This is a genomic window from Nitrospirillum amazonense, from assembly GCF_007828045.1.
Classification (GTDB): domain Bacteria; phylum Pseudomonadota; class Alphaproteobacteria; order Azospirillales; family Azospirillaceae; genus Nitrospirillum; species Nitrospirillum amazonense_C.
In genome coordinates this window covers 26,096-51,253 of the sequence record NZ_VITN01000008.1, presented here as the reverse complement: position 1 = coordinate 51,253, position 25,158 = coordinate 26,096, and the positions used below count along the sequence as shown (strand labels likewise).

Here is a 25,158-nt window from a genome sequence, read left to right as displayed (position 1 = left end):
GGACGGGGAGGCTACGTAGATAGGTTTTTTGCGGAATGATCCCTAGTCGGCGGCCCCCGCCACCACTTGGCCGCCGGCGGGACGCTCGGCACGCCGCGGCATGAGGCGGGAGGCGAAGTAGGCCAGTTCCAGGGCGGGGCCCCGGGCGCGGGCGGCGTCATCCAGGCCCCGGGTGCCGTGGCCGCCCTCGTCGCTTTCATAGAACAGCACGGGCTTGCCCAGCGCCTCCATGCGGGCAGCGAACTTGCGGGCATGGCCGGGGCCCACGCGGTCGTCGTGGGTGGCCGTCATGATCAGGGTTTCCGGGTAGGTGCGCGTGGGATCCAGCCGCTGGTAGGGGGAAATACTAGCCAGGAAGGCCCGTTCCTCCGGCACCGAGACGCTGCCGTATTCCGCCACCCAGGACGAGCCGGCGGCGATGGCCTCATAGCGCAGCATATCCAGCAGCGGCACCTTGATGGCGACCGCCCCCCACAGGTCGGGATGCTGGGTCAGGGCGACGCCCATCAGAAGGCCGCCGTTGGATCCGCCGCTGATGCCCAGGCGTGCCGGCCGGGTGACCTGGCGTTGAATCAGGTCGCGCGCCACGGCGGTGAAGTCATCGAAGGACTTCTGCCGGTGGGTCTTCAGCGCCGCCTCGTGCCAGGCGGGGCCGAACTCGCCCCCGCCCCGGATGTTGGCCACGACATAGACGCCGCCCCGGTCCAGCCACAGCTTGCCGATGGTGGCGGAATATGTCGGCAGGCGCGACAGGTTGAAACCGCCGTAGGCCGTCAGCAGGGTGGGGTTATCGCCGCTGAGCACCATGTCCTTGCGGTGGACGATGAAGTAGGGGATGGCGGTGCCATCGGTGGACACGGCCTGCCACTGGTCCACGGTGTAGGGACTGGCGTCGAAGCCGGGGCTGCCGGCCTTGACCAGGGCGGCGGCGGCACTGTCCAGGTCCACGCTCCACACCGCCTGGGGCGTCAGGAAGCCGGCCACGGTCACGGTCAGCTTGTCCTTGTCCTCGCTGCTGGACTTGATGCTGACGGCCGACATGTCGGGCAGGTCGATACGGGTCGTCTTCCAACCGCCGTCGACGCGGGTCAGCACCGTCAGGCGGCCGCGCACATTCTCGTCACTGGTGACCACCAGGTGCGACCTGGCCTTCACCAGGTTGGTCACGGCCTCGCGCGGGCCGGGCAGATAGACCGGGGCCGCCTTCAGCTTGGCCGGGTCGTGGCGGGCGGCGTCCAGATCCACCGAGACATAGGAGCCGGCGGGAAAGGTGCGGCCGCTGGCCGTCTGCCAGTCCTGTCCCAGCTTGACGACCAGTTGCCCGTTGGCCAGCACCGCCAGCTCGGCCAGCGGCGGCAGGCCCAGCTTCAGGGTGTGGCGGCCTTCGACCAGATAATGTTCCGTGGTGAAATAACTGGGCCGGCGCACCAGGACGATGGCGCGGTGGCCCTGGCGGTCGCGGAAGATGGCCGGGCTGACGGAGGTGTCGGTGACACGGCCCTGGAAGATCTCATGCGCCTGGTCCAGCGGCTGGCCGCGCTGCACCACCTTCACCACGTAGGGATAGCCGGAACGGGTCAGCGCGGTGTCGCTGGAATCCCAGCCACGGGCCACCAGCAGGGTGTCATGGTCCAGCCACACCACCGTCTGCTTGGCGTAGGGCAGGTGGAAGCCGCCGGGCACGTAAGCCTTGGCCGCGGGGTCATATTCCCGCACCTCCACCGCGTCCTCACCCGTGCGCGACAGCGACACCAGGCAGGTGCGCCCCATGACCACCGGATCCGCCCCCGCGGCCGGGGGCGGCGCATCGGGATCGACCGTGCCGTAGCAATTGGAACCGGCATAGACATGGCGCACGCCGTCGATGGTGGTAACGGCCGGATCCTTGCCGTCCACCGCCCCGCCCGAGGGCAGGGCGCCATTGCCGCCCTCTTCCGACGCCTCATGCGCCAGCAGGGTGGCGGTGGAGATGAAATCGGACAGGGGCGCGTCCTGCGTCAGTTCCGCCAGCGTGCGCTGGTTCTGCCGCGCCACCCAGGCCAGCGCATCCGGCGAGTCGGGCGTTTCCAGCCAGGCATAGGGGTCGGTATAGGTGGAGGACAGGCCCGCCAGCGGGGCCGCCGGCTCGGCAGCCGGGTTCTGGGCGCATGCCGCCAGCGACAGCGCCAAAAGCAAAGCCGGAAGGACACGGGAACGAAGGGACGGCATGGGACGCGACAGCCTCGGCGGATCGGGACCCCATCCCCTGGCGACAGCGGCGGCCGGGGTTAGGGGGACGGCGGAACGGAGGCAGGGAACCTCTGCCCCCGTTCCAGGATTGATCCCTAATCCTTGAGTTTCCGTAAAAGGTAGGTGAACTCCAGCGCCTGCCGCCGGGCGGTTTCCTTCAGGTTGGCGCTGGCGGCGTGACCGCCCTCGGTGTTCTCGTAATAGAGGTAGGGCAGGCCCATCTCCTTCATCTTGGCCGCCATTTTGCGGGCGTGCCCGGGATTGACCCGATCATCCTTGGCCGAGGTGACGAACAAGGGTTCCGGATAGGTCACCCCTGCCTTGAGATTATGGTAGGGCGAGATGCCGGCCAGGAAGGCCCGCTCCTCCGGCACCGCCGGGTCCCCGTATTCCCCCATCCAGGAGGCGCCGGCGCCGATGACGGGGAAACGCAGCATGTCCAGCAGCGGCACCTGGATGACGACGGCGCGCCACAGTTCCGGGTGCTGGGTGAACTGCACGCCCATCAGCAGGCCGCCGTTGGACCCACCCTCGATGCCCAGCCGGCGGGTGCTGGTCAGCTTGGTGGCGATCAGGTCGCGGGCCACGGCGACGAAGTCGTCGTAAATGGCCTGGCGCTTGGTCTTCAGGCCGGCCTCATGCCAGGCGGGGCCGAACTCCCCACCGCCCCGGATGTTGGCCAGCACGTAGGCGCCGCCCCGTTCCAGCCACATCTTGCCGGTGGCGCCCAGATAGCGGGGCAGCATCGGCACCTCGAACCCGCCATAGGCGTACAGCAGGGTGGGGGTGGATCCGTCGAAAGGCACGTCGCGCGGCCGCACGACGAAGTAGGGCACATGGGTCCCGTCGCTGGACACCGCCTCGCGCTGTTCCACCACCGCCTTGGATGCGTCGAACTGCGGCGGTGTGGATTTCAGCTTTTCCACCGCCCCCGTGTTGGTGTCGACCAGCGACAGGGTCAGCGGCTCCAGGAAGCCGGCCACCGTGACGAAGGCGCGGTCATGGTCGCGGTCCGCGCCGGTGACGGTGATGTTGGCGTTGTCCGGCAGTTGCAGCTGCGCGCGGCGCCAGCTGCCGTCGGCGTTGCGGTCGGCCACGTAGACGCGGCCCTTCACGTTGTCCGTCAGGCTGATCAGCAGGTGGTGCCGCGTGAAATCCAGACCGTTCAGGCCTTCGCGCGAGGTCGGCGTATAGACCGGGACCGGGTGCAGGTGGTCCGGATCGGCCATGGCCGCCGCCAGATCCAGCGCCACGACGGCCCCTTGCGGAACGGCGACGCCGCCCGCGTTCCAATCCTGCTTCACCTCCACGATCAGCTGGCCCTCGTGGATGCCGTGCACGCGGGACTTCAGCGGCAGGGCCAGGCGCTTCGGCTGGCCGCCCGCCAGCAGATAGGTCTCCACCTCGAAGAAGCTGAGGTTGCGGGTGATCAGCGTGGCCTGGTGCCCTTGGGCGTCGCGCATGGTTTCCGCGCCCACCGACATGTCCGACGGCTGGCCGCGGAACACCTCCCGCGCCTGGTCCAGCGGCTGGCCGCGCTTCAGCGACTTGATGACCAGGGGGTAGCCGGCGCCGCTCATGGTGCCGGCACCCCAGTCGCGGGCCACCAGCAGGGTTTCGGTGTCCGCCCAGGCGACATTCTGCTTGCCGCGCGGCAGGGCGAAGCCGCCAGGCACGAAGGCCCGGGTCTTCATGTCGAACTCGCGGACCGTGACCGCGTCCTCACCCCCGTTGGACAGATGGACGACGCAGTGGCGGCGGGTTTCCTCGTCGCAGTCCGTGCCCTTGAACACCCACTTCACGCCCTCGGCCTTGGCCAGGGCGTCCACGTCCAGCACGGTCTGCCAGTCGGGCTTGTCCTTGGCGAAGCTGGCCAGGGTGGTGGTGCGCCACAGGCCCTGGACGTGGTCGGCGTCCTGCCAGAAATTATAGACGGCGTCGCCACGGAAGCTGACGCCCGGCACGCGGTCCTTGCTTTCGGCGATGGCCGTCGCCTCCGCCAGCAGGGCGGGATAGCGCGGGTCGGCCTGCAGCACGGCGGTGGAGCGGTCCGTTTCCGCCTTGGCCCAGGCCAGGGCGTCCCCGTTGTTCATATCCTCCATCCACGCCCGGCTGTCCTCGGGGATGCCGGTGGGCGGCGTGGCGGGTGTGGAATCGGCGAAGGCGGCGGTCGCCCCCAGCATCAGGCCGGGCGACAGCAGAAGTGCGCTGATCGTGTTTTTCATGAACCCCATCCGTGAGGGCGGCCGTCCGCTGCCACGGATCGCCCCCGCCCCTGTCTGTTGCCTTTAGTAGTGGGTCAGGACGAGGCCGGATGCAATACGCTGCTTAGGTCAAATGGGGGTGACCCGGAAGGGGAGCTCAGGCGTCGGCCTCGCCGGCCTCGATGACGCCGTCGGCCGACTTGCGGAAGATGGACGGGGTGCCGACGTACAGCAGCACCACGTCCCGGTCCGAGGCGTTGCGGGCGCTGTGCGGCTGCAGGCTGTCGAAATGCAGGCTATCACCGTCGCCCAGCTTGGCCTTGGTCTTGCCCACCGTGCCCGTCATCTCCCCCTCCACAACGTAGAGGAAGTCCTCGCCATTGCGCTGGTCGGTGGGGAAGGCATGGCCCGGCGGCACCCGCATCAGAATGATGTCCAGCTTGCGGTCCGCCAGGTTGCTGGCCAGATCGATGTAATCCACCGGGCTATCGACCTCGATGCGCCGGGGCTTGGCCGCGCGGTGAACGATGGTGCCGCTGTCCGGCACCTCCATGAAATAGGTGAGGTCCACGGTCAGGGCGTCGGCCAGGGCCAGCAGCGACACCAGCGAGGGCACGCTCAAATCCCGTTCCGCCTGGCTGATGAACGGGGCCGACAGGCCGGAGCGCTCGGCCACCTGCTGCAGGGTCAGGCCCAGCGCCTTGCGCCGCGCGCGGATGCGGTCGCCCATGGGCATTTGCCGCCGGCGGTCGGTGGTGCTGACGATCTGCATGGCTGTGCGCCTCCCCTTCAACCCAGGCCCATCCCGGGGCCCCCCGGCCCCGGCCCGTCTTCGCCCCGGTTGGCCCGGGAAGACGCGATGGCGGCTTAACGTTTGTCCCTCCCTGGTAATGCGCCCTCGCGCGCGGGTAAAGCCGCCAACCCCCGCCGCCGCCGCATAGCGGCGACGCCCGGGGCGGGACGGTTCAAATTTGTGGGTGTGTCAAAAATTTTACATCCCGGTTTTCACAGGCGTTCGGCAGAACGCTATTCGTCCTTGAACGCCACGCGGACATTGCCCCAGATGCGGCCGCGCACCCGGATGGGGGCGTCCACCTCCTTCAGGCGGATGATGACCCCGCCGCCCATGTCGCGCGAATAGGACTGCACCAGGAAATCGCCGGTGTTGCGGCCGGCGGCCAGGCCGGCGCGGTCGTTGAACAGGCGGCGGTTGCGGCTGTGCGCCATGTTCCAGGCGTAGTCGCCCGGCCGTTGCGGCTGCGACACCCGCTTCATGTGGGTGGGCAGGTAGCCCGAGGGCACGACGGCGGCGCAGAACTGGATGCGCGGGTCGCCCGCCGCCACCGGTTCCTGGATGTCGGGGAACAAGCGGTCGGTGATGGCGGTACAGGCCGCCATGTACTGCTGCGGGTCGGTGCCGGGAATGGGGTCGAGGTCGTGCGAGAAGAGCGCCGTCTCGGTGATCTCGCCTGCCTGCAGGGCCCCTTCCAGCGCCTGGCCCATGCGGCCGGCGGCGCCCAGCGCCAGGTCGATGAAGCCGCGGTGCCGTTCCAGCGCCCGGTCCAGCGTCGCCTTCAGCCGGCTTTGCGTCGCGGCGTCGACATGGATGAAGCACAGGTGCAGGCCCAGCTCGCTGGTGCCCGCCACCACCGCCGCCACAGTGCCCACACCGTCCACGGCCAGCGCCACCTCCTGCTGGTCGGCCAGGGCGGGCAGGCCGTCCGCCGCCACCAGGGCGCCGCGCGCCGACAAATCCTGCAGCCGGCCGGCGTAGGGACGGCCGTTAACCTGCACCGTCGCCGGCATGTCGCAGGGCACGCGGTCGGCCGCGCGGCGATCACCGGCCAGCGACTGGCGCAAGGCGATGGTCATGCGCCGCTTCAGGTCCACCACCGCGGTCTGCGTCTCGCTGACCCGCAGGTCCAGGTCGGCGGCGATGGTGGCGATTTCATCGGACTGTCCCCGGATGCTGCCCACGCTGTGCGACACCTGCCGGGCGGCGCCGGCCGATTCCGACGCACTGCGCCCGATCTCCGCGTTGGCGGCGGATTGCTGTTCCACGGCCGCCGCCGTGGCGGACGAGGCCTCGTTGATCTCGCCGATCACCGTGATGACGGCGCGGATGGCGTCCACACTGGCCGACACGGCGCCGCGCAAGCCCGCCACCTGGGTCCCGATGTCGTCCGTGGCCTTCTGCGTCTGGCCGGACAGCGACTTCACCTCATGCGCCACCACGGCGAAACCCTTGCCGGCGTCACCCGCCCGCGCCGCCTCGATGGTGGCGTTCAGGGCCAGCAGGTTGGTCTGGCCGGCGATATCGGCGATGAGGTCCGTGACGGTGCCGATCTGGCGCGTCGCCTCCTCCATGCGTTCGATGGCGCCGGCCGCCAGACGGGCACTGTCCACGGCGCGGCGGGCCACGTCGCTGGAGCGGGCGGCCTGGCGGGCGATCTCATCACCGGCGGCGCCCAGTTCCTCCGTCGCGGCGGCGACGTTGCCGGCGTTGCCGCTGGCCTGCTCCGCCGCGGCCGACACGGCCACTGTGTTCTCCCGCACCACGGTCACGGCCTGCTTCAGATGGGCCACCCCGTCCACCGCCCGGTGGCTGCCCCGCTCCACCCCCATCCAGGTTGCCGTCAGGTCGGCCTCGATGGCGCGGCAGGTTTCCAGCAGCGCCAGGCGGGCTTCCTCGCGCGTGCGCTCCATCAGCTCCACCCGCTCATCCGTGCTGAAGGCCAGGCGCGCCCGCAGGGCCCGCAGCGTCGCGGTCATGGCCTGGAACTCCGCCACCGGGTCGGCCGGCATGGCGTGGTCGAATTCCCCTGCCGCGATGGCGGCGAAGTGCCCCTCCACCCGGCCCAGGGCTTGGCGCAGGGTGCGCAGGATCAGGCTGCCGCCCAGCACGGATACGGCCAGCGACACCAGGATGATGGCGGCGTTGGCGCCCAGCCATAGGGCGCTGCCGGCGCCCGCGTCCCCCATCTTTTCGCCAAGGGGCCCGAGGAAACGCAGGCCGCCCGCCACCAGGGTGCAGGCGATCATGGTACCCATGGTCAGGATCATGCGTCCGCGCACGCTGCCGGCGTAACGGCGCAGGCGGGACCCCAGGCCGGTGGCGATAGCCGCGCCGTCCTTCAGGGTTCCCCGGCCGGCGCGCAGCTCGGCATACAGCGCCTCGGCCAAGCGCACCTCGTCCCGGCCGGGCTTGCTGCGGACGGAGATGAAGCCCGCGACCGTACCGCCCTCCATCACCGGCGTGACGTTGGCGCGCACCCAATAATGATCGCCGGCCTTGGTGCGGTTCTTGACCAGCCCGTCCCAGGGCTGCCCGGCGCGGATGGTGGCCCAGAGGTCGGCGAAGGCGGCCTCGGGCATGTCGGGATGGCGCACCAGATTGTGCGGCGCGCCGATCAGTTCCTCATGGCTGAATCCGCTGACGCGGACGAAGGCACGGTTGGCGTAGGTGATGCGGCCCGACGGATCGGTGCGGGAGACCAGCAGTTCCCCCTCGCGCAACTCCACCTCACGGTTGGTCACGGGCCCCGTGTCGCGCATCGCATTCCTCCCCCAAGTACCTGTCCCCGGCCGTTCCTTTCGCCCCCGATAGGGGCCGTGGCCTGGCGTCCAGCCTCGCGCCGGAAAGTTAACCCGGCGTAAAGGCTTTAACCGCCTGACCAAAAGTAGTGAATCATCCCCCTAAAAAGTCATTAATCTCTGATATTGAAATTAATAATGATTCTCATTATCGTGATCAGACTGGAGACGACAGCTGCTAGGCCCAAGATGCCCGACGATCTGATGATCACCCCCCGTGACAGCCTGCCCCAGCCCGCCCCGCTGGAAGGCCTGAGTTCCGGGGAAAGGCTGCTGGTGTGGAGCCTGCGCCACATGGCCCAGCCCTATGCCAGCCCGGCCCGGCGCGGTTGTCCCCTGATCCGCCACGCCTTCCTGCAGGCCTGCGGCGAGGACGCGGACGAGGTGATGGCCACTTTCCGCGCCTTTCTGCTGCTGTACGGCCGATCGGCCCGGCAGCGGCCACGGGTGGGGTGCCCCGGCTGCCAAGACCTGACGCCTGATGAGCGCCAGCTGCTGCGCCTGCTGGCCTTGGCACAGCCCTCCGCCGACCCCACCGCCCCGGCCAGGCTTTATGCCCTGGTGGAGCACCTGATGCGGCCCGGCACCACCGACGGCCTGCTGGTGGCGTCCCGCGCCATGGCCGGCGCCCTGGGCGCCCACGGCCTTTCCCTGCCGGTGCGGCCCCTAGCCATGGAACGCGCCCCCGCCCCCGGCCGCTACGACGCCTGACGCGACGGGACGCCAAGGTCTCGGAATGCGGCAATCAGGAATCCGCGCTGAGTTGCACACGGTTGCGGCCTGCCGCCTTGGCGGCGTAGAGGGCCAGGTCGGCCCGGCGCAGGGCGTCGGCCAAGCCTTCGTCCCCGCCGGACACCCGGGCGGCGCCGATGCTCACCGTCCAGGCCAGGGTGGCGTGGCCGTTGACGGGGGCCGCCTCCACCGCGCGACGCAGGGTTTCGGCCCGCGCGGCGGCGTCCACGGTGTCGGCATCCGGCAACAGGACGGCGAATTCCTCGCCGCCGATGCGGCCCGCCACCTCGCCCTCGCGCAGCCAGCCTTGCAGCAAGCGGCCGAACTGCGACAGCACGCGATCGCCCACGGCGTGGCCGAGGGTATCGTTGATGGCCTTGAAGTGGTCGATGTCGATCATCAGCAAGGCCTGGGGCTGGCCCGCCTCGCGCCCGCGGCGCACCTCCCGCTCCCCCACCTCCAGGAAGTGGCGGCGGTTGGGCAGACCGGTCAGCACGTCGCGGGTGGCCATGTCGTAGAGGCGGCCGGCATAGGCCTTCAGCCGGCCGACCAGGGGGCGGAAAATAAACACGGCCTCGGCCAGCAAGGTGGTCAGCAGGATGGCCAACACACCCTGCTGCGCCCGCCGCAATCCCTCGATGCGTTCCGTCGCCTCGGTCTCGAACTGCCGGACCGCCTGGTCCAGCATGGGCATGAGGATATCGCGGGTTTGATCGCGGATGTCGGCGAAGACCCGGGCGCGGATGTCGGCCGTCCCCGCATCCGGCCCCTCCGCCCCCGCCAGGATGCGGGCGGCCAGGACCAGGTCGCGGGTACGCCGGTCAAGGTCGGCGGGCGGCGAGAAATAGAGCGTCCGGGCAGCGTCCGACAGGCTGTGGGTGATGCCCATGTCGCCGGTGCCGCCCAGCAGCGCCCGGTGCGCCCGCTCCATGGTCGCGGCCGCCTGCAGCAGGGGGACGCGCGCCGCCTCGTCATGGCCTTCATAGAAATCGCGGGCCAGCAGGCCGATGCGCTGCGACAGCATGCGCTGGCGGCCGGCGACATTGATGATGGTGCCGCTGTCGCGCTGCTGGGAAATGACATGGTCCAGCAGCAGGTGCACCGATCCCGACAGCAGGGCGATCAGGGACAGGGCGGCGACATAGGCCACCGTCAGGCGGCGCGTCGGAAGGCTATCGTCGGCACGCGTCATGGTCTCGGGGGCGGTCCTGCAAAGGGGACGGGCGTCCCTCCGCAGGGATACGGCCGCACTTGCCAAGTGAAACGGACCTGATCATCAACCGGACCGTTTCGTATGACAAGTGTCGGCGCCCTGATCAGAGGGCTAGTGCCGGCCCCCGGGGCCGGGACCGTCCTTATCCGGTTCGGACTCTTCCGGGAAACGGGCCGCGTCACGGTCCTCGCTCCGATGAACGACCCGCCGGCCCAGGGCGTGGGAGCGGGACAGGGCCAGCAGGCGGCCCCGGATGTCGATGGCGTTCACCTCACGGCTCCGGGGCAGGTCACGGGTACGGGTGGGCATGGGCGTCCTCTCCGTTCACCTGGGATGGCCGTCAGGCCTGCTCGATGGCCTGCGCCGCCTGGTCCAGGGCCAGGGCGATGGCGCGCGCCTGATCTTCCGTCAGGGTCCCGCCGCGCAGGCGCAAGCGCAAGGCCATTTTCAGGTTTTCCATGGCGCGGACGACGGGGGACGGGGGCATCCAGCCGCGCACCGCGCTGATCTTGTCCAGCCGTTCCTTGATGGCGGCCAGCACCAGGCGGTTCTCGTTCAGGAAGGCGGCACCGCTTTCGGTCAGGGTGTAGAGCTTCTTGCCACCCTCGCCCACCGAGACCTGGGTATGGCCCATCTCCTCCAGCAGGGTCAGCGTCGGGTAGACGACGCCGGGGCTGGGGCTGTAGCCGCCGCCGACCTTTTCCTCGATGGCCTTGATGATCTCATAGCCGTAGCGGGGCTTTTCCCGGATGAGGTCCAGGAACAGGAAGCGCAGGTCGCCATTCTCGAAGACGCGGGCGGCGCCGCCGCGGCCGCCCCGGCCGCCGAAGCCCTCACCCCGCTCGCCCCGGCCCCAATGGTCGCCGTGACCGCCCCAGGCGCCCCAGAAGCCCTCGCCGTCGCGGCCCCGGGCGTGGCGGCGCCCGCCCTCGGGATGCTTGCCGCCGTGATGTTTGAAAAAGTGCATGATGGTCTCTCGATCCTATCTCGTCTGTTATTCGATATATCGTAACTCAAGATATATCTCGACCCTTTCTTGAGTCAAGACCTCTCCGCCGGGATTTATCGCAGGTCATTGACGGGCCCGGCCCGGGGCCCGGATAGTCGGGGCGGAAGATAAGGAAAACGCCCATGTCCCAGCCCAGCGACACCCTGCACAACCCCATGAGCCTGGCCGGCCGATCCCTGCTGGTCACCGGCGCGTCGGCCGGCATCGGCCAGGCCACCGCCGTGCTGCTGTCGCGCCTGGGCGCCCGCGTCACCCTGAACGGCCGGGACGAGGGGCGGCTGGCCGACACCCTGTCGCGCCTGACCCCTGTTTCAAACGGGCAGGGGCACCGCGTAGCGCCCTTCGACATGGGTGACCTGGACGCCATTCCGGCCTGGATGAAGGAGCAGGCGGCCCTGTCCGGACCCTTCGACGGGGTGGCGCACTGCGCCGGCATCCAGACGCTGCGCCCCATCCGCATCTTCTCCCAGGATTTCTTCGACCAGGTGATGCGGGTCAACCTGGGCTCGTGCCTGGCCCTGGCCAAGGGCCTGCGGCAGAAGGGCGTGCGGGCCGAGCGCTCGGCCATGGTCTTCATCTCCTCCACCGCCGCCACCGCCGCCTCGCCCGCCAACATCGTCTACGCCGCGGCCAAGGGCGGCATCATCGCCGCCACCAAGGGCCTGTCGGCCGAACTGCTGCCCGACGGCATCCGCGTCAACTGCGTGGTGCCCAGCATCGTCATGACCGACCTGATCGAGCGCGGGTTCGAGAAGCTGAGCCAGGAACAGATCGACCATCTGCAGCGGCTGCAGCCCCTGGGCTTCGGCCATGTCGACGACGTGGCCCACGCCATCGCCTATCTGCTGGCCGACACCGGCCGCTGGATCACCGGCACGGCCCTGACCGTCGATGGGGGGCGCACCGCGTGACGGCCCCCTGGATCAAGCTGGGCGACGCCGCCGGCGTGGCCGGCCATGGCGATTACCTGACGGGCCGGGCGCCGGATGCCGGCGGCGCCGTCATCCCCGTGGTGGTGCAGAATTTCCAGGGGGCGCTGAAAGCCTTCCGTAACGTCTGCTCCCACCGCTACGCCCTGATCCACGATCAGCCCTGCGGGCGCGGCCTGCTGCGCTGCCCCTATCACGGCTGGGTCTATGACGCGGCCGGCGTGCCCATCGGCATCCCCTTCGACGACAGCGACTTCCACCTGGACGCGGACGCCCGCCGCCGCCTAGCCCTGACGCCGGTAGGGCTGGCCGTGGCCGGCGGCCAGGTGTGGGTGAACGCGGACGCCGCCGCCGTCTTCACAGAGCCGGCATGATGGGGGAGATGTGATGGGGGAGATGCTGCCCGCCCGCTGGTTCGACGATTCCGATTGTCACGCGCGGGAGCTGGCGGCGCTGCGCCGGCAGTGGCTGTACGTCGGCACCCGGTTCGACGCGCCCCTGGCACGTACGGTACTGGGCACGCCCGTCACCGTGACCGCCGCGCTCACGGCCACGGATGAGGAGGGCCACACGCTGGAGGTGGACGCCTGCGGCGCCTTCGTCTTCGTGCGGCTGGAGGGCGGCGGCCCCGGCCTGGCCGACCATTTGGGGCCGGTGGCGGCACACCTGGCCCGGCTGTCGGGCCAATGCGACCAGCCCATCGCCGAGGATCACGTGGCGTTCGCCGCCAACTGGAAGGCGCTGGTGGAAAACACCATGGATGACTTCCACGGCTCCACCGTCCACCCCACCACCATCCACCCCGCCGTGCATGCCGACTGGCAGACGCACCTGGAAACCGCCCGCCATGGCCGCCACAGCACATCCAGCTGGCTGCTGTCGGAGGGCACGGAGACGTGGTGGCGGCGCATCGACGGCAAGATGGGCCTGCGCCGCGTGACCGACCACGCCCGCTATGACCATTGCTTCGTCTTCCCCAACCTGTACGTGGCCAGTTTTTATGGCGCCATGGTCATCACCCACACGGTGACGCCCCTGGCCCCAGACCGCAGCCGCCTGGACTGGCGCCTGTTCCTACCGGTGACGGCGCCGGAAAAGCCGGCCGTGGCCGCCTTCCGCCGGTCGCTGACCAGCGTGCTGGCCGAGGCCGCCCGCGCCGTGATCCTGGAGGACCAGCCGCTGTGCGAGCGGGTGCAGCAAGGGCGGGCGGCGGCGCTGGGTCCCGGCGTCCTGGGCCGGCGTGAGCGCCGCATCGCCGATTTCCACCACGCTTGGGCCCGTGTCCTGGGCCTGGACACCCCGCCCCCGCCGGCGGACGCGCCCTATGAGGAGACCGCGGCATGACCCTAAGCTATCGCCGGCCGACGGAGGACGACGCCCGCCTGCTGCTGGACTGGCGTCTGCGGCCCGACATCTCCCGCCACCTGTTCACGCAGGTGGAGGACGACATCGAAAAGCAGCGGGCCTGGCTGGCGCGCAGCAACGCCCGCAACGACTATCACCACCGCATCATGATGGTGGATGGGGTGCCGGTGGGTTACGCCTCCATCACCATTACCCATGCGGCCTGGGGCATCGCCACCCTGGGGGCCTACATGGCCGACCGGCGCGGCCGCACCGGCTCCGCCCCGCTGAACTTCGCCCACGCCCTGAACCACGTCTTCTACGCCCTGGGCCTGCGCAAGGTGGTAAACCAGGTCATGGCCGACAACGACCGCGTCCTGCGCGGTCAGACCATGCTGGGCTATCGCCATGTCGGGGTGCTGAAGGACCATGCCGTGAAGGAAGGTCAGGCATACGATGTCCACCTGTTCGAGATATCGGCGGGGGAATGGGCGGAAAAGCGCCTGAAATTCGGGGAATACGCCGATTGGGATGGCCATATGTGGCCCCCTGGCTAAAAGGCGGATAGGCCGCAAGGTCTCTTGGTTAACGGTCGTGGAAGGGACAAGCAGTTAGTTCCCAGGGCAAGGGCCCCGACCATGATCCCGACCGACCATCCATCCGTCATCGTCCCCCGCCGCGTGGCGCTGTTCGCCCATTTCGACCGCGACGGCCAGATCGACGACCATGTTCTCTATTACCTGCGCAGCCTGCGCGAGGTGGCGGAGCGCATCCTGTTCGTTTCCGACGGCGCCCTTATGGAGGGCCAGGCGGAGCGGCTGACGGGCCTGGCCGAACTGGTGCACGCGGGCCGCCACGGCGCCTATGACTTCGGCAGCTGGAAGCTGGGCTTCCAGGCCCTGGGCGCCGACGTCGCCACCTATGACGAGGTCATCGTCGCCAACGACAGCTGTTACGGCGGCGTGTTTCCCTTCGTCCCGGTGTTCGAAACGATGGCGGGGCAGGACTGCGACTTCTGGGGGCTGACCGACGGGCTGGTGGATGGCGACATCCGCTATCTGACCAGCAACTTCCTGGTCTTCCGCCCAGCGGTGACCAGCCATCCGGAATTCACCCGCTTCTGGGACGAGGTGACGCGGCAGCCTGACAAGGCGGCCGTCTGCCGCGCCTACGAATTCGGCCTCAGCCAGCGGCTGCTGGCCCTTGGTTTCCGCCCCGGCCGCTATCTGCCCCGGCCCTTCGTGGCCAAGGAGCTGTACTCCGACATCTATTTCGACGCGTGCCTGGAGACATACCGCATGCCCCTGGTGAAGGTGGCGGTGTTCAGCCAGAACCAGCAGCGGGTGGCCCGCCTGCGCGACCGGCTGGAGCGCATGGCCCGGTATTACCCCGTCAACCTGATCGAGGCGCACGTCGCCCGCCTGTGCGGCACCCCCCATCCCATCATCCACGACCTGCCCTGGCGGCAGGAGCGTACGCGCCTGGCCCCGCTGCCCGGCACGTACAGGCGCAGCAAGTACAGCCGGAGCCTGCGTTGGTGGCTGTGTTACATCCGCGTCCTGGGCGTGCCGGTGTTCGCCACCGCCCGGCGGGTGCGGGCGGCCGCATAGCGCCGGTCGGGCGCGCCATTTCAATCCCCTGATGCGATACGCCGCAGCCGCGCCAGCGTGCGGGTGAAGACGCCGGTGTCGTTCAGCGCCCGGGACAGCACCAGGGCGCCCTGGATGCCGGCCACCACCTCCTCCGCGTCGGCTCGGGCCCGGTCCGGGTCGCGGCCCGCCCTGACCAGCGCGCCGGCCAGGGCCTGCACCCAGGCGGCGAAATAGCCATGCACCTGTTCGGTGAACAGGTCGCGGGCATCGCCCAGGGCGAAGACGCCCACAACACACACCCGCTGGCCGGAGCGGAAGTAGGCGTCGGTGGCCTGGAACATGGCCTCCACCGCCGTCAAGCCGCCCTCCGTCCGGTCGAGCGGCTCGAAGACGTGGGTACGGAACCAGCTGTCGATATGGGCCAGCACCACCTTTGCCATCTCGGCCTTGCCGCCGGGGAAGAAGTTGTAAAGGCTGCCCTTGCCCAGGCCCGTGCGGGCGGTGATGGCGGAAAGGCTGGCGCCCTCGAAGCCATGGTCGCGGAAGACTTCCGCCAGGACGGGGATCACGTCCTGGCGGTCGGCAAGCGTGCGCGCCATGCTGTCACAGCCCCAGGTCGCTGAGACCGGGATGGTCATCAGGGCGGCGGCCCAGCGGCCAATGGAACTTGCGTTCCGACTCCTTGATCGGATGTTCGTTGATGCAGGCGTGGCGCGCCCGCATCAGCCCGTCGGCGTCAAACTCCCAATTCTCGTTGCCGTAGGCGCGGAACCAGTTGCCGCTGTCGTCGCGGTATTCGTACGCGAAGCGTACGGCGATGCGGTTTTCCGTGTACGCCCATATTTCCTTGATCAGGCGGTAGTCCAGTTCCTTGGCCCACTTGCGGGCCAGGAAAGCCTCGATCGCGGGGCGGCCGGTGACGAACTCCGCCCGGTTGCGCCAGCGGCTGTCGACGGTATAGGCCTGCGCCACCTTGGCGGGATCACGGCTGTTCCAGCCATCCTCGGCGGCGCGGACCTTCTGGATGGCGGTATCATGAGTGTAGGGGGGTAAGGGCGGACGGGACATTGGGATCTCCATGGGAAAGGGATGCGGGGGCACGACTTGTACCAATCGGTACGTCGTTGACCAATTGGTACAGCTCCGTTCATCCCCTGGCAAGAGGTTTTTTTTCGTCCCGTCCTATTTGGCCGGCGCCGATCCTCAGGCGACGGCGCGCCGGGAAATCGCCACCGCGACCAGATCCTCGATGCTGACCAGGGGCATGCCGTGGGTTTCGGCATAGGTGACCAGATCGGGCAGGCGGGCCATGCTGCCGTCGGGCTTCATCACCTCGCACAGCACGCCGGCGGGCGCGCGGCCGGCGCGGCGCACCAGGTCGATGGTGGCCTCGGTATGCCCGCGGCGGGCCGCCAGCCCGCCGGGATGGGCGCGCAGGGGGAAGACGTGGCCGGGGCGGGCCAGGTCTTCCGGCTTGGCGCCGGCGGCGATGGCCGTGCGGATGGTGGTGACGCGGTCGGCGGCCGAGACGCCGGTGGTGACGCCGGCCTTGGCCTCGATGCTGACGGTGAAGGCGGTGCCGTAGCGCGAGGAATTGGCGCCCACCATGGGCGGCAGGTCCAGGGCGCGGGCGTGGTCGTCGGTCAGCACCAGGCAGACGATGCCGCTGCAGTCGCGAATCAGCAGGGCCATCTGCTCCACCGTCAGGCTGTCGGCGGCGTAGATGACGTCGCCCTCATTCTCACGGTCGGCATCATCGACGACGATCACGCCCTGGCCCGCCTGGATGGCGGCCACGGCGCGGGCCACCCGGGTTTCGGCGTCGCCGAAGCGGGACAGCAGATCATCGTCATGGGTGGCGGCGGGGATATGGGAAATCTGACTCAAGGGTCTCACTCCGTTGAACAATCGGGCGAGCCTGAATCAGGGCGAGAAAAGACGATGGGCGGACGGACTCGTCCCCCGGGCAGGCCCCATGCACGTGCGCGTTCCCAGCCCGGACCCGGCGGGCCCATGGGGGTGCGCGCCCGCGCACCGCGGGCCGGCTCATCCTCTTTCATCCGGACTATAACCGTCGGCCCCGGCGTTTCACCGGGTCTGCTGACCCCAGGGGCGTCACCGCCCCTGGGCGCTCGCGGGCTCCCCCTCCGTCAAGAGGGGATACCGCCGGTCGGGATTTCCACCCTGCCCTGAGAACAAGCGTTCCGCCATCCGGCGGGGCCGGATGACCCGCTGATAGGACGATCCCGCCCCCGCCCTGTCAACACGGGGACGGTTGGAAATTCCTCATGGGCCTTATGAGGGGCCGAGACCTTGCGCCACACGGTCCAGGAAACCAAGGGCGGGGCCGCCCGTGCGCGGCAGGCCTTTGTAGCGGGCCACCGGTTCCGGCACCGTGCGCAGAATGTGGGCGAACTGCGCCGCCTCGATCGCGGCCAGGTCGGCCAGGGCGCGCTGATAGGTGCGGATGGTGAACAGCACGGCGCCGGTGGCGGGCAGGCGGCGCAGGGTCTGGCGTTCGATGCGCAGGAACAGGCGGTGGCCGGCATTGTCGGCGCTGATGGCGGCATCGGCGACGGTGTGCGCCACCTCATCCGGCTGGAACAAGGCGGGGTCGTCGTTCAGGCCCCAGTTCATGCGCCACACCGGCCGTTCCGGCGCCAGGGTTTCCAGGAAGCGGTCCACCGGCCGCCCCAGCCTTTCCCCATAGAGCGCCACCGGCGCGTGGATGCCCGCCATGGGCCGACCCAGCTTCTCATGCAGGCGCCAGCGGTTGGGGAAGCACAGCACGGCGGCGGCCAGCATAGGGACATCATCAGGGCCCGGCAGCAACAGGCAGAGGTCCTCCGCCACCAGGCGGCCGGCGAGTTCCAGCGGATTTGGGCCGGCGTCGGCCAAGTCCCAGGCATCTCCGGTGATGTGGCAGGTGAAACGGTGCCCGTCGCGGGTGTAGGCATGCGGGAAGTGATGGGACAGATGGTCCGCCAGCAACGCCAGCAATTCCCCCTGGGCCCCCTCGCTGCCTGGCAGGAAGCCGGTCACGGCCCCGTGCCGCTGGACCAGCAGCTGGCGGCGCTGCGCCAGCAGGGCGGGGCAGCTGTCGTCCACCATCAGCCATCGGGCGGGGTCCAGGGCCATCAGGCCCATGGCCATGCGCCAGTCGCCGCCGTCGAACGGCCAGCACGGCTGTTCCGGCGGCAGGTCCCAGGCGTTCACAGGCGTCAGACTTCCAGCGGCGCGAAATCGTCCGGCATTTCGGCCAGCGTCGGTTCGGCGATGGGGCCGACCTCCGCCACCAGGGTGCCCCAGGACCAGCCGACGCCGAAGCCGGCCATCAGCAGCTTCTTCGGCCCCGCGGCCAGCATGGGCCCCATGCGGTGGCAAATGGCCAGGGGCACGGAGGCGGAGCTGGTGTTGCCGAACTTCTCCATATCGATCAGGAAGCGCTCGGGCGCCGCCCCGATCTTCTTGCGGATGTGGTCCAGCATCATGCGGTTGGCCTGGTGCGGAACGATCATATCCAAATCGTCCAGCGTCACGCCGGCGTGCTCCATCGCCTCGCGCAGCAGCGGCGGGACGGAGCGCAGGGTGAAGGTGAAGACCTCCGCCCCGTTCAGGTGCAGGCGGGCATCGCGGTAGAGGCGCTTGTGCTCCTCCTCCGACCAGGGCTGCTCACCCGGGATCAGGCAATCGCGCTTGCCGCCGGCCTTCACGAAGATGTGCTTGGCCCCGCTGCCGTCGGTGCCCAGGATGGCGTGGATGGGGGGGGCGCCGGCGTCCACCTCCAGCGCCGTGGCGCTGCCGGCGTCGCCGAACAGGGGCAGGGTGGCGCGGTCGTCCGGGCGCAGCCAGCGGGCGGAGTTGTCGCCGGCCAGCACCAGGGCGCGCCGCGCCGTGCTGCCACCCAGGAGGCGCGCCGCCATCCAGGTGCCGTAGGCGAAACCGGAGCAGCCCAGCGGCACGTCGAAGGCTGCGGCGGTGGTGGGCAGGCCCAGGCGCCGCTGCATGACGGCGGCGGTGACGGGCAGCACGTAATCGGCATCCTGGCTGACGAAGATGAGAAGGTCGACCGAGGCCGGGTCCCAGTCCAACTGCCGCATCAGCCCCTCGGCCGCCGCGACGCACATGTCGGACGCCATGTAGGGCCGGGGCAGCAGGCGCCGCTCCGCCACGCCGATGGTAGCGTAGAGCTTTCGCGATTCCTCCTCGGTGAACAGGGTGTGGTCTTCCAGGTAGGAATGCCGTTCCTTGGGCACCACGGCCCGGAAGCCCTTGATCCGCACGCCTTCGACGATGGCCTTCACCGCAACCCGCCCTGAGAGAAGTGTCCTTAGCTGTTATACTATGGCCATTCCGGTCCCGATGCCAAAGGCCCTCTGTTGAACACCATCCTGATCCGCGCCGACGCCACCGCCTCCATGGGCACCGGCCATGTCATGCGCTGCCTGTCGGTGGCGGAGGCCCTGAGGGAACGGGGGGTGTCACCCCTGTTCGCGGCCGTGGACCTGCCACCGGCCTTGGCGCGGCGCCTGGACGCCGCCGGCTTCGGCGTCATGATGCTGGCGGGCCCGGCGGGAGGTGAGGCGGATGTGACCAGCCTGGCGGAGCAGGTCCGCCGGCACGATGCCCGCGTCCTGATCCTGGACGGTTATCACTTCGACGACGCCTATCGCGCCGGACTGGCTGGGCTGGGTGTGCCGGTCATGGCCTTCGATGACGGGCCGGGCACGCGGCCCCTGCACGCCCGCCTGATCGTGAATCCGGGGGCGGCGGTGGACCAGGCGGTCTATCGTGCCACCAACCCGGACGCCGTGCTGGCGCTGGGGCCCGCCTACGCGCCTTTGCGGGCGGAGTTCCGCCGGGCGCGCGGCCAGGCCCTGCCGCCGCTGGACCAGCGCCGGCGCCTGCTGTTGACCTTCGGCGGCACCGACCCGGCGGGCCTGACCCTGCCCTGCCTGAAGCGCCTGGCCCCGGCCCTGCCCGATGGCGTCGGCCTGGACGTGGTGGTGGGGGGCAGCAACCCCAACACCGACTGCATCCGCACCGCCGGCGACCGTTACCCCAACACGGTCGTGCACGTGGAAACACCGCGCATGGCCGATCTGATGCGCGAGGCCGGCCTGGCCCTGTCCGCCGCCGGCGGCACCTTGGGGGAGCTGGCCTGCCTGGCGGTGCCCACGCTGCTGGTGGTGGTGGCGGATAACCAGGCCAGCAGCGCCGGCGCGGTGGCGGCATCGGCCAAGGCCCGGGTCATCGACGCGCGCGGCATGGACAAGGCCGAGGCGGCGGAGCGCGTCACGACCGCCGCCCTGGCGCTGTGGGCCGACGCCGACGCGCGCGCGACCCTGAGCCGCCGCATCGGCCAGGGCGGCGACGGCCAGGGAGTGGGTGGCCAGGTGGTGGATGGATTGGGCGCGATGCGCATCGCCGACGCGTTGCTGGCCCTGCCAGCCTGATCACCGCTATGGTCGCTGCATGACCCCGCCCGATCTCGACGCGCTTTCGCCCTCCGACCGCATCCTGCTGCGCCTCATCGCCCTGATCGGCCCGCTGCCGCCGGCCCGCGCGCTGCTGGATTGCCTGAACCAGGCGCGCGTCAGCCCCACCCCTTGGACCCATGAGGCGCTGATCGATGCGCAGAACAGCCTGCGCCGCCACGGCCTGCTGAACAACAAGATGGCCTGCCCGCCCGCGCTGGCCCACGCGGCGTCCGTCGCGGCGCTGGAGACGGCGGAGGGCAAGGCCCTGGCCATCGCCATTCGCACCCAGCTGCCCGGCGAGTCGAAAAGCTATTGGGACCCCAAGCTGGTGGAGATCGACCTGGCGCGGGGACTGCGTCTGGCGGCCCTGCGGAACGATGGCGCGGAGTTCCACCGCCTGCTGACCCTGGCCAAACGCCCCGCGACTGCCCTGACGGAGCCGTTCACGCGTCACTTCACCCTGGTACCCTTGGGTATCGACTGGCTGGCCGGGCGCGCACCCGTCATCCAGGCGACACTGCTGGCGGTGAAGGTCGGGCATTGGGTCGCAACGGCGGAGATGTCGCCGGACCTGCCGGCTCTGGTGGCCCATGCCCAGACACTCCCCGCGCTGCGCCATGATTGCTTTCCCTTGATCGCGGATTTCCGCCTGCTGAGCGGCGATGTGCCAGCGTTGCAGGCATTGCTGGCCGATCCACCCTCAAGCGACGCGGCCCTGCCCTATGCCGCCGCCCAGGCCCTGCTGTCAGGGGACGCACCCCGGGCCCGCGCGCTGTTCGCCGAGGCCGTGACTCTGCATCGCCGGGCCTTGCGCAAGCGCAAGGGCGGTCTGCCAGGGTATCTGGGGGTGCTGCACCTGTGTGCGCAGTTGGCCGGGGGCGACCCAGCCCAGCACGCCGCCATCCCCACCCTGGCGCAGGACCACATCCAGGCCGGGCAGATCCCGCTGGGGTCCATGGCCATCGAAGCCCTGACCAACTTGGCCGCCAACAAGCCCGAGGCGGCCCTGAACGGTGTGAAATGGCTGTTGAGCGCCACCGACACCATGGCCCGGCCCTCCCCCCTGGGCCTGGGTCTGGTGGCTGTGGCGGCGGCCGTGGTCGATGCGGCGCTGGCCCGCCAGCATGCCGACGCCTGGGACCAGTGGTTCCGCCATCTGGCCCCCACCATGCCCCTGGCTGCCGACCTGATGGCGGAGGTGCTGGCCCGGGTGGCCAACAATCCCACCCCCTATCAAGCCCATCTGGCGCGGCCCGGCAGGCGTGTGACGCTGCGCTTCCTGGCCCTGCTGCCGGTCAAGGAGCCGTGGGAGCGGGCGCTGGAAAGCCTGGAGGTGCTGCTGGAACCGCCGGCCCCGGCGGAGAGGAAGACCACGGGCAAGCGCCTGGCCTGGCTGGTCGATCCCAGCAGCGGCGCGGTGGAACCGGTGGAGCAGGTGCAGCAGCGGGGCCCGACCAAAAGCCCGACCCAGGGTTGGAGCGTGGGACGCCCCATCCCGCTGAAGCGCCTGTACCAGGGCGACACCCAACTGACCTATCTGGATGAGTTCGACCGGCGCGTCATCGCCACCATCGCCCGCGACTATGACGGCTGGGGCCATGGCCGGTCCCGCTATGAGTACTTCCTGCCGCCGCGCGACGCCCTGCCGGCCCTGGCGGGCCACCCCCGCGTGTTCTACCGGCGCGAACCCGGCCCGCCGGTGGAGCTGGTGCTGGCGCGGGCGGAGCTGGTGCTGGCCGGCACCCGGGACGGCTACCGCCTGGCCCTGTCGCACCCGGCGCCGGAACCGGACGCCGTCATCGAGGTGGAGGGTCCCGCCCGCTGGCGCGTGGTGGTGATCGACGACAAAGCCGTGGCGGCGGGCAAACTGCTGGGCGAGGAGGGCATCACCGTGCCGGCCGTGGCCCGCGACCGCCTGGCCGCCATCGCCCGCTCCCGCATGCCCGAGCTGCCGGTGCGGGTGGAGGCGGCCGACCTGGACGAGGGCCGGACGGAGGAGGGCGACCCCGCCCCGGTGGTGCGGCTGCGCCTGCTGGACCCCGGCCTCAAGGTCTCGCTGGTGGTGCGACCGCTGGGCCCCGAGGGGCCCCATTTCGCCCCCGGCCAAGGCAGCCGCCGCGTCACCGGCAACGGCCGCCGCGCCGTGCGCGATCTGGCGGCGGAAGAACGCCTGGCCCAGGCCCTGGCCGACGCCTGTCCCAGCCTGGGCGGCGAAGGCCGGGAATGGGAGCTGGAGGGCTTGAGCGCCGCGCTGGAATTCCTGAGCGAGTTGAAGGCCCTGCCCCAGCCGCCGGTCCTGGAATGGCCGGAGGGGCAGAAGCTGACCCTGCATGGTGACGAGGCCGGCTCCAGCCATTTCAGCACCACGGTCAAGAGCACCGAAAGCTGGTTCGCCGTGGCCGGGTCCCTGACGCTGGATGAGGGGCTGGTGCTGGACCTGAAGGAGTTGCTGACCCGGCTGGAGGACGCGCCCGGCCGTTTCGTGCCCCTGGGCGATGGCCAGTTCGTGGCCCTGGACCGCCATTTCCGCCAGCAGCTGGACCGCCTGCTGCGCATGGGGGGGACGAAGGTGCCGCGCGCGGCCGGCGCCGCCCTGCGCGGCTTGGTCGAGGAAGCGGCCTCGGCCCAGGTGGACCAGGCCTGGCACGCCTTCATCCAAACCCTGGATGAGGCGGCGGCCTGGCAGCCGCGCCTGCCCAACGGCCTGACCGCCGAACTGCGCGAGTACCAGGCGGAGGGCTATTTCTGGATGAGCCGGCTGGCACGCCTGGGCGCCGGCGCCCTGCTGGCCGACGACATGGGCCTGGGCAAGACCGTTCAGGCCATTGCCCTGATGGCGGCCAAGGCCGGCGACGGCCCCATGCTGGTGGTGGCCCCCACCTCCGTCGCCGGCAACTGGCAGTCGGAACTGGCGCGCTTCGCCCCCGGGCTGACCGTCCACCGCCTGGCCGAGACGGGCGGACGGCAGGAGGTGCTGAAGGCCCTTGGCCCCGGCGACGTGCTGGTCACCACCTACGGCCTGCTGGTGCGGGAGGAAGCCTTGCTGACGGCCGTACCCTGGGCCGTGGCCGTGCTGGACGAGGCCCAGGCCATCAAGAACCCGGACACCCGCCGCGCCCAGGCTGCCCGCGCCCTGACCGCCGGCTTCCGCCTGGCCCTGACCGGCACGCCGGTGGAAAACGACCTGGAAGAGCTGTGGAGCCTGTTCCAGTTCACCAACCCCGGCCTGCTGGGCAGCCGCAAGGCCTTCGCCCAGCGCTTCGGTACCCCCATCCAGGCGGCGCGCAGCCCGGGCGCCCGCGCGGCCCTGCGCGCGGTGGTGCAGCCCTTCCTGCTGCGCCGGACCAAGGCGGCGGTCCTGTCCGAACTGCCGCCGCGCACGGAGCAGACCCTGCTGGTCGAGCGCGGGGCGGAGGAGATCGCCTTCTACGAGGCCCTGCGCCGCCGGGCCCTGGAAAAGCTGGAGGAGATGTCGGGCGAGCGCTCCCGCATCCACATCCTGGCGGAGATCACCCGCCTGCGGCAGGCCTGCTGCCACCCCGACCTGGTGGCGGCCGACGCGCACCTGCCCTCGGCCAAGCTGGACGCCTTCCTGGAACTGGTGGAGGAGTTGCGCGAGAGCGGCCACCGCGCCCTGGTGTTCAGCCAGTTCATCGGCCATCTGGCGCGGGTGCGCATCGCCCTGGACCGGATGGGCGTCACCTATCAGCTGTTGGACGGCAGCCTGACGGCGGCGGAGCGGCAGCGGCGGGTGGCGGCCTTCCAGGCGGGCGAGGGCGAGCTGTTCCTCATCAGCCTGAAGGCCGGCGGCGTGGGCCTGAACCTGACGGCGGCCGACTACGTCATCCACCTGGACCCGTGGTGGAACCCCGCCGTGGAGGACCAGGCGTCGGACCGCGCCCACCGCATCGGCCAGCGCCGGCCCGTGACCATCTATCGCCTGATCCTGAAGGGCAGCATCGAGGAGGGCATCGTCGCCCTGCACGGCCGCAAGCGCGACCTGGCCGACGCCCTGCTGCAAGACGCCGACACCGCTGGGCATCTGTCCGACGAGGATCTGCTGGCTCTGATCCAGGGTGTGGGGTGATGGCGGGGGCCGGACGGCTGTGCTATGCTTCCAGCATGACCCAGCCCGCTTCCATTTTTGACTTCGTGGACGAAGACGCCAAGCGTCGCGCCATCGAGGAGGCACGCGCGTCGGTTGCCAGGGGCAACGTCGTTGATCACGATGTTGTCGTAGAGTGGCTTGAGCAGTTGCTGGCGGGAAAAAAAGTTCACCCGCCCGCCGCGCCTGGGCAAACTTGAAACGAATTCGCTGGTCCATTGACGCTTTGGGCGATGTCGATCGGCACGTCGCCTACATCGCCACTTTCAATCTTGTCGCCGCCGAACGGATTTTGCGGGCGTTGCTGACCACGGCGAACAGCCTGCTCACCTTCCCGAACCGGGGCCGTCCGGGCAGCGTGCCCGGGACGCGGGAATTGCTCGTCTTTCCGCCCTACGTGATCATTTACGAAATCATGGATGATGAGGTGGTCATCCTGCGCGTCTGGCACGGGGCGCAGGATCGGGGCTGATCCCGCCTACCAGTGCCGGTCCACCCAGATCCACGCCTCGATGAAGCCGCCCAGCGCGGCCAGCAGCGCCACGGTCAGGCCCAGGCTGCGGGCGAATTCGCCGAACTCCCCCTGCTTGTGCGCGCTGCGCGCGGTCAGCAGCAGGTAGGCCGCCACCATGACGCCGATGATCACCCAGACGGAGACGCCGTGGCTCCAGCCGCCGACGGTGTCGCTGAGGTCGTAGTACCAATCGGGCATGACGGCGGGGTCCGG

The 25,158-nt window shown here is 70.0% G+C and carries 23 protein-coding genes and 1 riboswitch; of the genes, 10 read left to right on the top strand and 13 right to left on the bottom strand.

All coding sequences use genetic code 11. The features are described 5' to 3' along the window. Positions 1-42: 42 nt before the first annotated feature. From FBZ89_RS14370 to FBZ89_RS14355, 4 genes are all read right to left on the bottom strand, one after another. Entirely contained in the window at positions 43-2,208 is a 2,166-nt protein-coding gene (locus FBZ89_RS14370; RefSeq protein ID WP_145750667.1) for a prolyl oligopeptidase family serine peptidase, read from the bottom strand. Between the two features lie 116 nt (positions 2,209-2,324). Then, positions 2,325-4,454, bottom strand: coding sequence for a prolyl oligopeptidase family serine peptidase (locus FBZ89_RS14365; RefSeq protein WP_145750666.1), 2,130 nt, complete (start codon positions 4,452-4,454; stop codon positions 2,325-2,327). A 136-nt stretch (positions 4,455-4,590) separates the two neighbouring features. Then, a complete protein-coding gene (locus FBZ89_RS14360) occupies positions 4,591-5,205 on the bottom strand; it encodes a helix-turn-helix domain-containing protein (protein WP_145750665.1) in 615 nt (204 codons plus the stop codon). 254 nt (positions 5,206-5,459) lie between these two features. Next, complete coding sequence (locus tag FBZ89_RS14355) at positions 5,460-7,988, bottom strand: methyl-accepting chemotaxis protein (RefSeq protein ID WP_145750664.1); 2,529 nt, start codon at positions 7,986-7,988, stop codon at positions 5,460-5,462. Positions 7,989-8,216: 228 nt separating this feature from the next. On the opposite strand from FBZ89_RS14355, the gene FBZ89_RS14350 reads away from it, so the two are divergent. Further along, positions 8,217-8,738 (top strand): hypothetical protein, encoded by a 522-nt coding sequence (locus tag FBZ89_RS14350; protein WP_145750663.1) that lies wholly within the window; start codon positions 8,217-8,219, stop codon positions 8,736-8,738. A gap of 34 nt (positions 8,739-8,772) precedes the next feature. Here FBZ89_RS14350 and FBZ89_RS14345 read toward each other — a convergent pair whose 3' ends face one another. The 3 genes from FBZ89_RS14345 to FBZ89_RS14335 form a co-directional block, all read right to left on the bottom strand. Continuing rightward, positions 8,773-9,951, bottom strand: a complete 1,179-nt coding sequence (locus tag FBZ89_RS14345) for a GGDEF domain-containing protein (RefSeq protein WP_145750662.1) — start codon at positions 9,949-9,951, stop codon at positions 8,773-8,775. Positions 9,952-10,083: 132 nt separating this feature from the next. Then, positions 10,084-10,281 carry a hypothetical protein gene (locus tag FBZ89_RS14340; RefSeq protein WP_145750661.1) on the bottom strand — a complete coding sequence of 66 codons (198 nt, stop codon included), beginning with the start codon at positions 10,279-10,281 and terminating at the stop codon, positions 10,084-10,086. A 31-nt stretch (positions 10,282-10,312) separates the two neighbouring features. Continuing rightward, positions 10,313-10,939 (bottom strand): PadR family transcriptional regulator, encoded by a 627-nt coding sequence (locus tag FBZ89_RS14335; protein WP_145750660.1) that lies wholly within the window; start codon positions 10,937-10,939, stop codon positions 10,313-10,315. A gap of 164 nt (positions 10,940-11,103) precedes the next feature. Here FBZ89_RS14335 and FBZ89_RS14330 point away from each other — a divergent pair, with 164 nt between their 5' ends. The 5 genes from FBZ89_RS14330 (at position 11,104) to FBZ89_RS14310 (ending at position 14,864) form a co-directional block, all read left to right on the top strand. Continuing rightward, the gene (locus tag FBZ89_RS14330) at positions 11,104-11,892 is read left to right on the top strand and encodes an SDR family NAD(P)-dependent oxidoreductase (RefSeq protein WP_145750659.1); all 789 of its coding nucleotides are present in this window, start codon (positions 11,104-11,106) and stop codon (positions 11,890-11,892) included. Continuing rightward, complete coding sequence (locus tag FBZ89_RS14325; RefSeq protein ID WP_211115234.1) at positions 11,889-12,284, top strand: Rieske 2Fe-2S domain-containing protein; 396 nt, start codon at positions 11,889-11,891, stop codon at positions 12,282-12,284. The genes FBZ89_RS14330 and FBZ89_RS14325 overlap by 4 nt, the downstream gene beginning before the upstream one ends. Before the next feature lie 13 nt (positions 12,285-12,297). Then, the gene (locus FBZ89_RS14320; protein WP_145750658.1) at positions 12,298-13,254 is read left to right on the top strand and encodes an RHO alpha subunit C-terminal catalytic domain-containing protein; all 957 of its coding nucleotides are present in this window, start codon (positions 12,298-12,300) and stop codon (positions 13,252-13,254) included. Next, a complete protein-coding gene (locus FBZ89_RS14315) occupies positions 13,251-13,811 on the top strand; it encodes a GNAT family N-acetyltransferase (RefSeq protein ID WP_145750657.1) in 561 nt (186 codons plus the stop codon). The genes FBZ89_RS14320 and FBZ89_RS14315 overlap by 4 nt, the downstream gene beginning before the upstream one ends. Before the next feature lie 81 nt (positions 13,812-13,892). Beyond that, positions 13,893-14,864, top strand: coding sequence for a rhamnan synthesis F family protein (locus FBZ89_RS14310; RefSeq protein ID WP_145750656.1), 972 nt, complete (start codon positions 13,893-13,895; stop codon positions 14,862-14,864). Positions 14,865-14,884: 20 nt separating this feature from the next. Here the strand turns inward: FBZ89_RS14310 and FBZ89_RS14305 are convergent, their stop codons facing one another. The 5 genes from FBZ89_RS14305 to FBZ89_RS14285 all read right to left on the bottom strand — a co-directional run bounded on the left by FBZ89_RS14305 (position 14,885) and on the right by FBZ89_RS14285 (position 19,150). Further along, positions 14,885-15,445 carry a TetR/AcrR family transcriptional regulator gene (locus FBZ89_RS14305; RefSeq protein WP_145750655.1) on the bottom strand — a complete coding sequence of 187 codons (561 nt, stop codon included), beginning with the start codon at positions 15,443-15,445 and terminating at the stop codon, positions 14,885-14,887. A 4-nt stretch (positions 15,446-15,449) separates the two neighbouring features. Continuing rightward, entirely contained in the window at positions 15,450-15,914 is a 465-nt protein-coding gene (locus tag FBZ89_RS14300) for a nuclear transport factor 2 family protein (RefSeq protein ID WP_145750654.1), read from the bottom strand. A gap of 135 nt (positions 15,915-16,049) precedes the next feature. Continuing rightward, a complete protein-coding gene (gene ribB / locus FBZ89_RS14295; RefSeq protein ID WP_246172209.1) occupies positions 16,050-16,733 on the bottom strand; it encodes a 3,4-dihydroxy-2-butanone-4-phosphate synthase in 684 nt (227 codons plus the stop codon). A 157-nt stretch (positions 16,734-16,890) separates the two neighbouring features. Then, positions 16,891-17,047: riboswitch (FMN riboswitch) on the bottom strand. A 94-nt stretch (positions 17,048-17,141) separates the two neighbouring features. Next, positions 17,142-18,062: a heme-dependent oxidative N-demethylase family protein gene (locus FBZ89_RS14290; RefSeq protein ID WP_246172207.1), complete on the bottom strand. Its 921-nt coding sequence runs from the start codon at positions 18,060-18,062 to the stop codon at positions 17,142-17,144. 5 nt (positions 18,063-18,067) lie between these two features. After that, positions 18,068-19,150, bottom strand: a complete 1,083-nt coding sequence (locus FBZ89_RS14285) for a 3-oxoacyl-ACP synthase III family protein (protein WP_145750653.1) — start codon at positions 19,148-19,150, stop codon at positions 18,068-18,070. A 75-nt stretch (positions 19,151-19,225) separates the two neighbouring features. On the opposite strand from FBZ89_RS14285, the gene pseG reads away from it, so the two are divergent. From pseG to FBZ89_RS14265, 4 genes are read left to right on the top strand one after another with little or no spacing between them, the layout of a single operon-like run. Beyond that, positions 19,226-20,302: a UDP-2,4-diacetamido-2,4,6-trideoxy-beta-L-altropyranose hydrolase gene (gene pseG, locus FBZ89_RS14280; RefSeq protein ID WP_145750652.1), complete on the top strand. Its 1,077-nt coding sequence runs from the start codon at positions 19,226-19,228 to the stop codon at positions 20,300-20,302. A gap of 19 nt (positions 20,303-20,321) precedes the next feature. Beyond that, on the top strand, positions 20,322-24,413 hold the full coding sequence (locus FBZ89_RS14275) for a DEAD/DEAH box helicase (RefSeq protein WP_145750651.1): 4,092 nt from the start codon (positions 20,322-20,324) through the stop codon (positions 24,411-24,413). A 35-nt stretch (positions 24,414-24,448) separates the two neighbouring features. Then, entirely contained in the window at positions 24,449-24,631 is a 183-nt protein-coding gene (locus tag FBZ89_RS14270) for a hypothetical protein (protein WP_145750650.1), read from the top strand. Further along, positions 24,628-24,903, top strand: a complete 276-nt coding sequence (locus FBZ89_RS14265) for a type II toxin-antitoxin system RelE/ParE family toxin (RefSeq protein WP_281292020.1) — start codon at positions 24,628-24,630, stop codon at positions 24,901-24,903. The genes FBZ89_RS14270 and FBZ89_RS14265 overlap by 4 nt, the downstream gene beginning before the upstream one ends. A gap of 6 nt (positions 24,904-24,909) precedes the next feature. Here the strand turns inward: FBZ89_RS14265 and FBZ89_RS14260 are convergent, their stop codons facing one another. Next, on the bottom strand, positions 24,910-25,143 hold the full coding sequence (locus tag FBZ89_RS14260) for a hypothetical protein (protein ID WP_145750649.1): 234 nt from the start codon (positions 25,141-25,143) through the stop codon (positions 24,910-24,912). Positions 25,144-25,158 lie beyond the last annotated feature (15 nt).

What these genes read in the sequence shown, in the direction of transcription:
- FBZ89_RS14370 (WP_145750667.1), bottom strand. Translation starts at nt 2,208, where the DNA reads ATGCCGTCCCTTCGTTCCCGTGTCCTTCCGGCTTTGCTTTTGGCGCTG.
- FBZ89_RS14365 (WP_145750666.1), bottom strand. Translation starts at nt 4,454, where the DNA reads ATGAAAAACACGATCAGCGCACTTCTGCTGTCGCCCGGCCTGATGCTG.
- FBZ89_RS14360 (WP_145750665.1), bottom strand. Translation starts at nt 5,205, where the DNA reads ATGCAGATCGTCAGCACCACCGACCGCCGGCGGCAAATGCCCATGGGC.
- FBZ89_RS14355 (WP_145750664.1), bottom strand. Translation starts at nt 7,988, where the DNA reads ATGCGCGACACGGGGCCCGTGACCAACCGTGAGGTGGAGTTGCGCGAG.
- FBZ89_RS14350 (WP_145750663.1), top strand. Translation starts at nt 8,217, where the DNA reads ATGCCCGACGATCTGATGATCACCCCCCGTGACAGCCTGCCCCAGCCC.
- FBZ89_RS14345 (WP_145750662.1), bottom strand. Translation starts at nt 9,951, where the DNA reads ATGACGCGTGCCGACGATAGCCTTCCGACGCGCCGCCTGACGGTGGCC.
- FBZ89_RS14340 (WP_145750661.1), bottom strand. Translation starts at nt 10,281, where the DNA reads ATGCCCACCCGTACCCGTGACCTGCCCCGGAGCCGTGAGGTGAACGCC.
- FBZ89_RS14335 (WP_145750660.1), bottom strand. Translation starts at nt 10,939, where the DNA reads ATGCACTTTTTCAAACATCACGGCGGCAAGCATCCCGAGGGCGGGCGC.
- FBZ89_RS14330 (WP_145750659.1), top strand. Translation starts at nt 11,104, where the DNA reads ATGTCCCAGCCCAGCGACACCCTGCACAACCCCATGAGCCTGGCCGGC.
- FBZ89_RS14320 (WP_145750658.1), top strand. Translation starts at nt 12,298, where the DNA reads ATGGGGGAGATGCTGCCCGCCCGCTGGTTCGACGATTCCGATTGTCAC.
- FBZ89_RS14315 (WP_145750657.1), top strand. Translation starts at nt 13,251, where the DNA reads ATGACCCTAAGCTATCGCCGGCCGACGGAGGACGACGCCCGCCTGCTG.
- FBZ89_RS14310 (WP_145750656.1), top strand. Translation starts at nt 13,893, where the DNA reads ATGATCCCGACCGACCATCCATCCGTCATCGTCCCCCGCCGCGTGGCG.
- FBZ89_RS14305 (WP_145750655.1), bottom strand. Translation starts at nt 15,445, where the DNA reads ATGGCGCGCACGCTTGCCGACCGCCAGGACGTGATCCCCGTCCTGGCG.
- FBZ89_RS14300 (WP_145750654.1), bottom strand. Translation starts at nt 15,914, where the DNA reads ATGTCCCGTCCGCCCTTACCCCCCTACACTCATGATACCGCCATCCAG.
- FBZ89_RS14275 (WP_145750651.1), top strand. Translation starts at nt 20,322, where the DNA reads ATGACCCCGCCCGATCTCGACGCGCTTTCGCCCTCCGACCGCATCCTG.
- FBZ89_RS14270 (WP_145750650.1), top strand. Translation starts at nt 24,449, where the DNA reads ATGACCCAGCCCGCTTCCATTTTTGACTTCGTGGACGAAGACGCCAAG.
- FBZ89_RS14260 (WP_145750649.1), bottom strand. Translation starts at nt 25,143, where the DNA reads ATGCCCGATTGGTACTACGACCTCAGCGACACCGTCGGCGGCTGGAGC.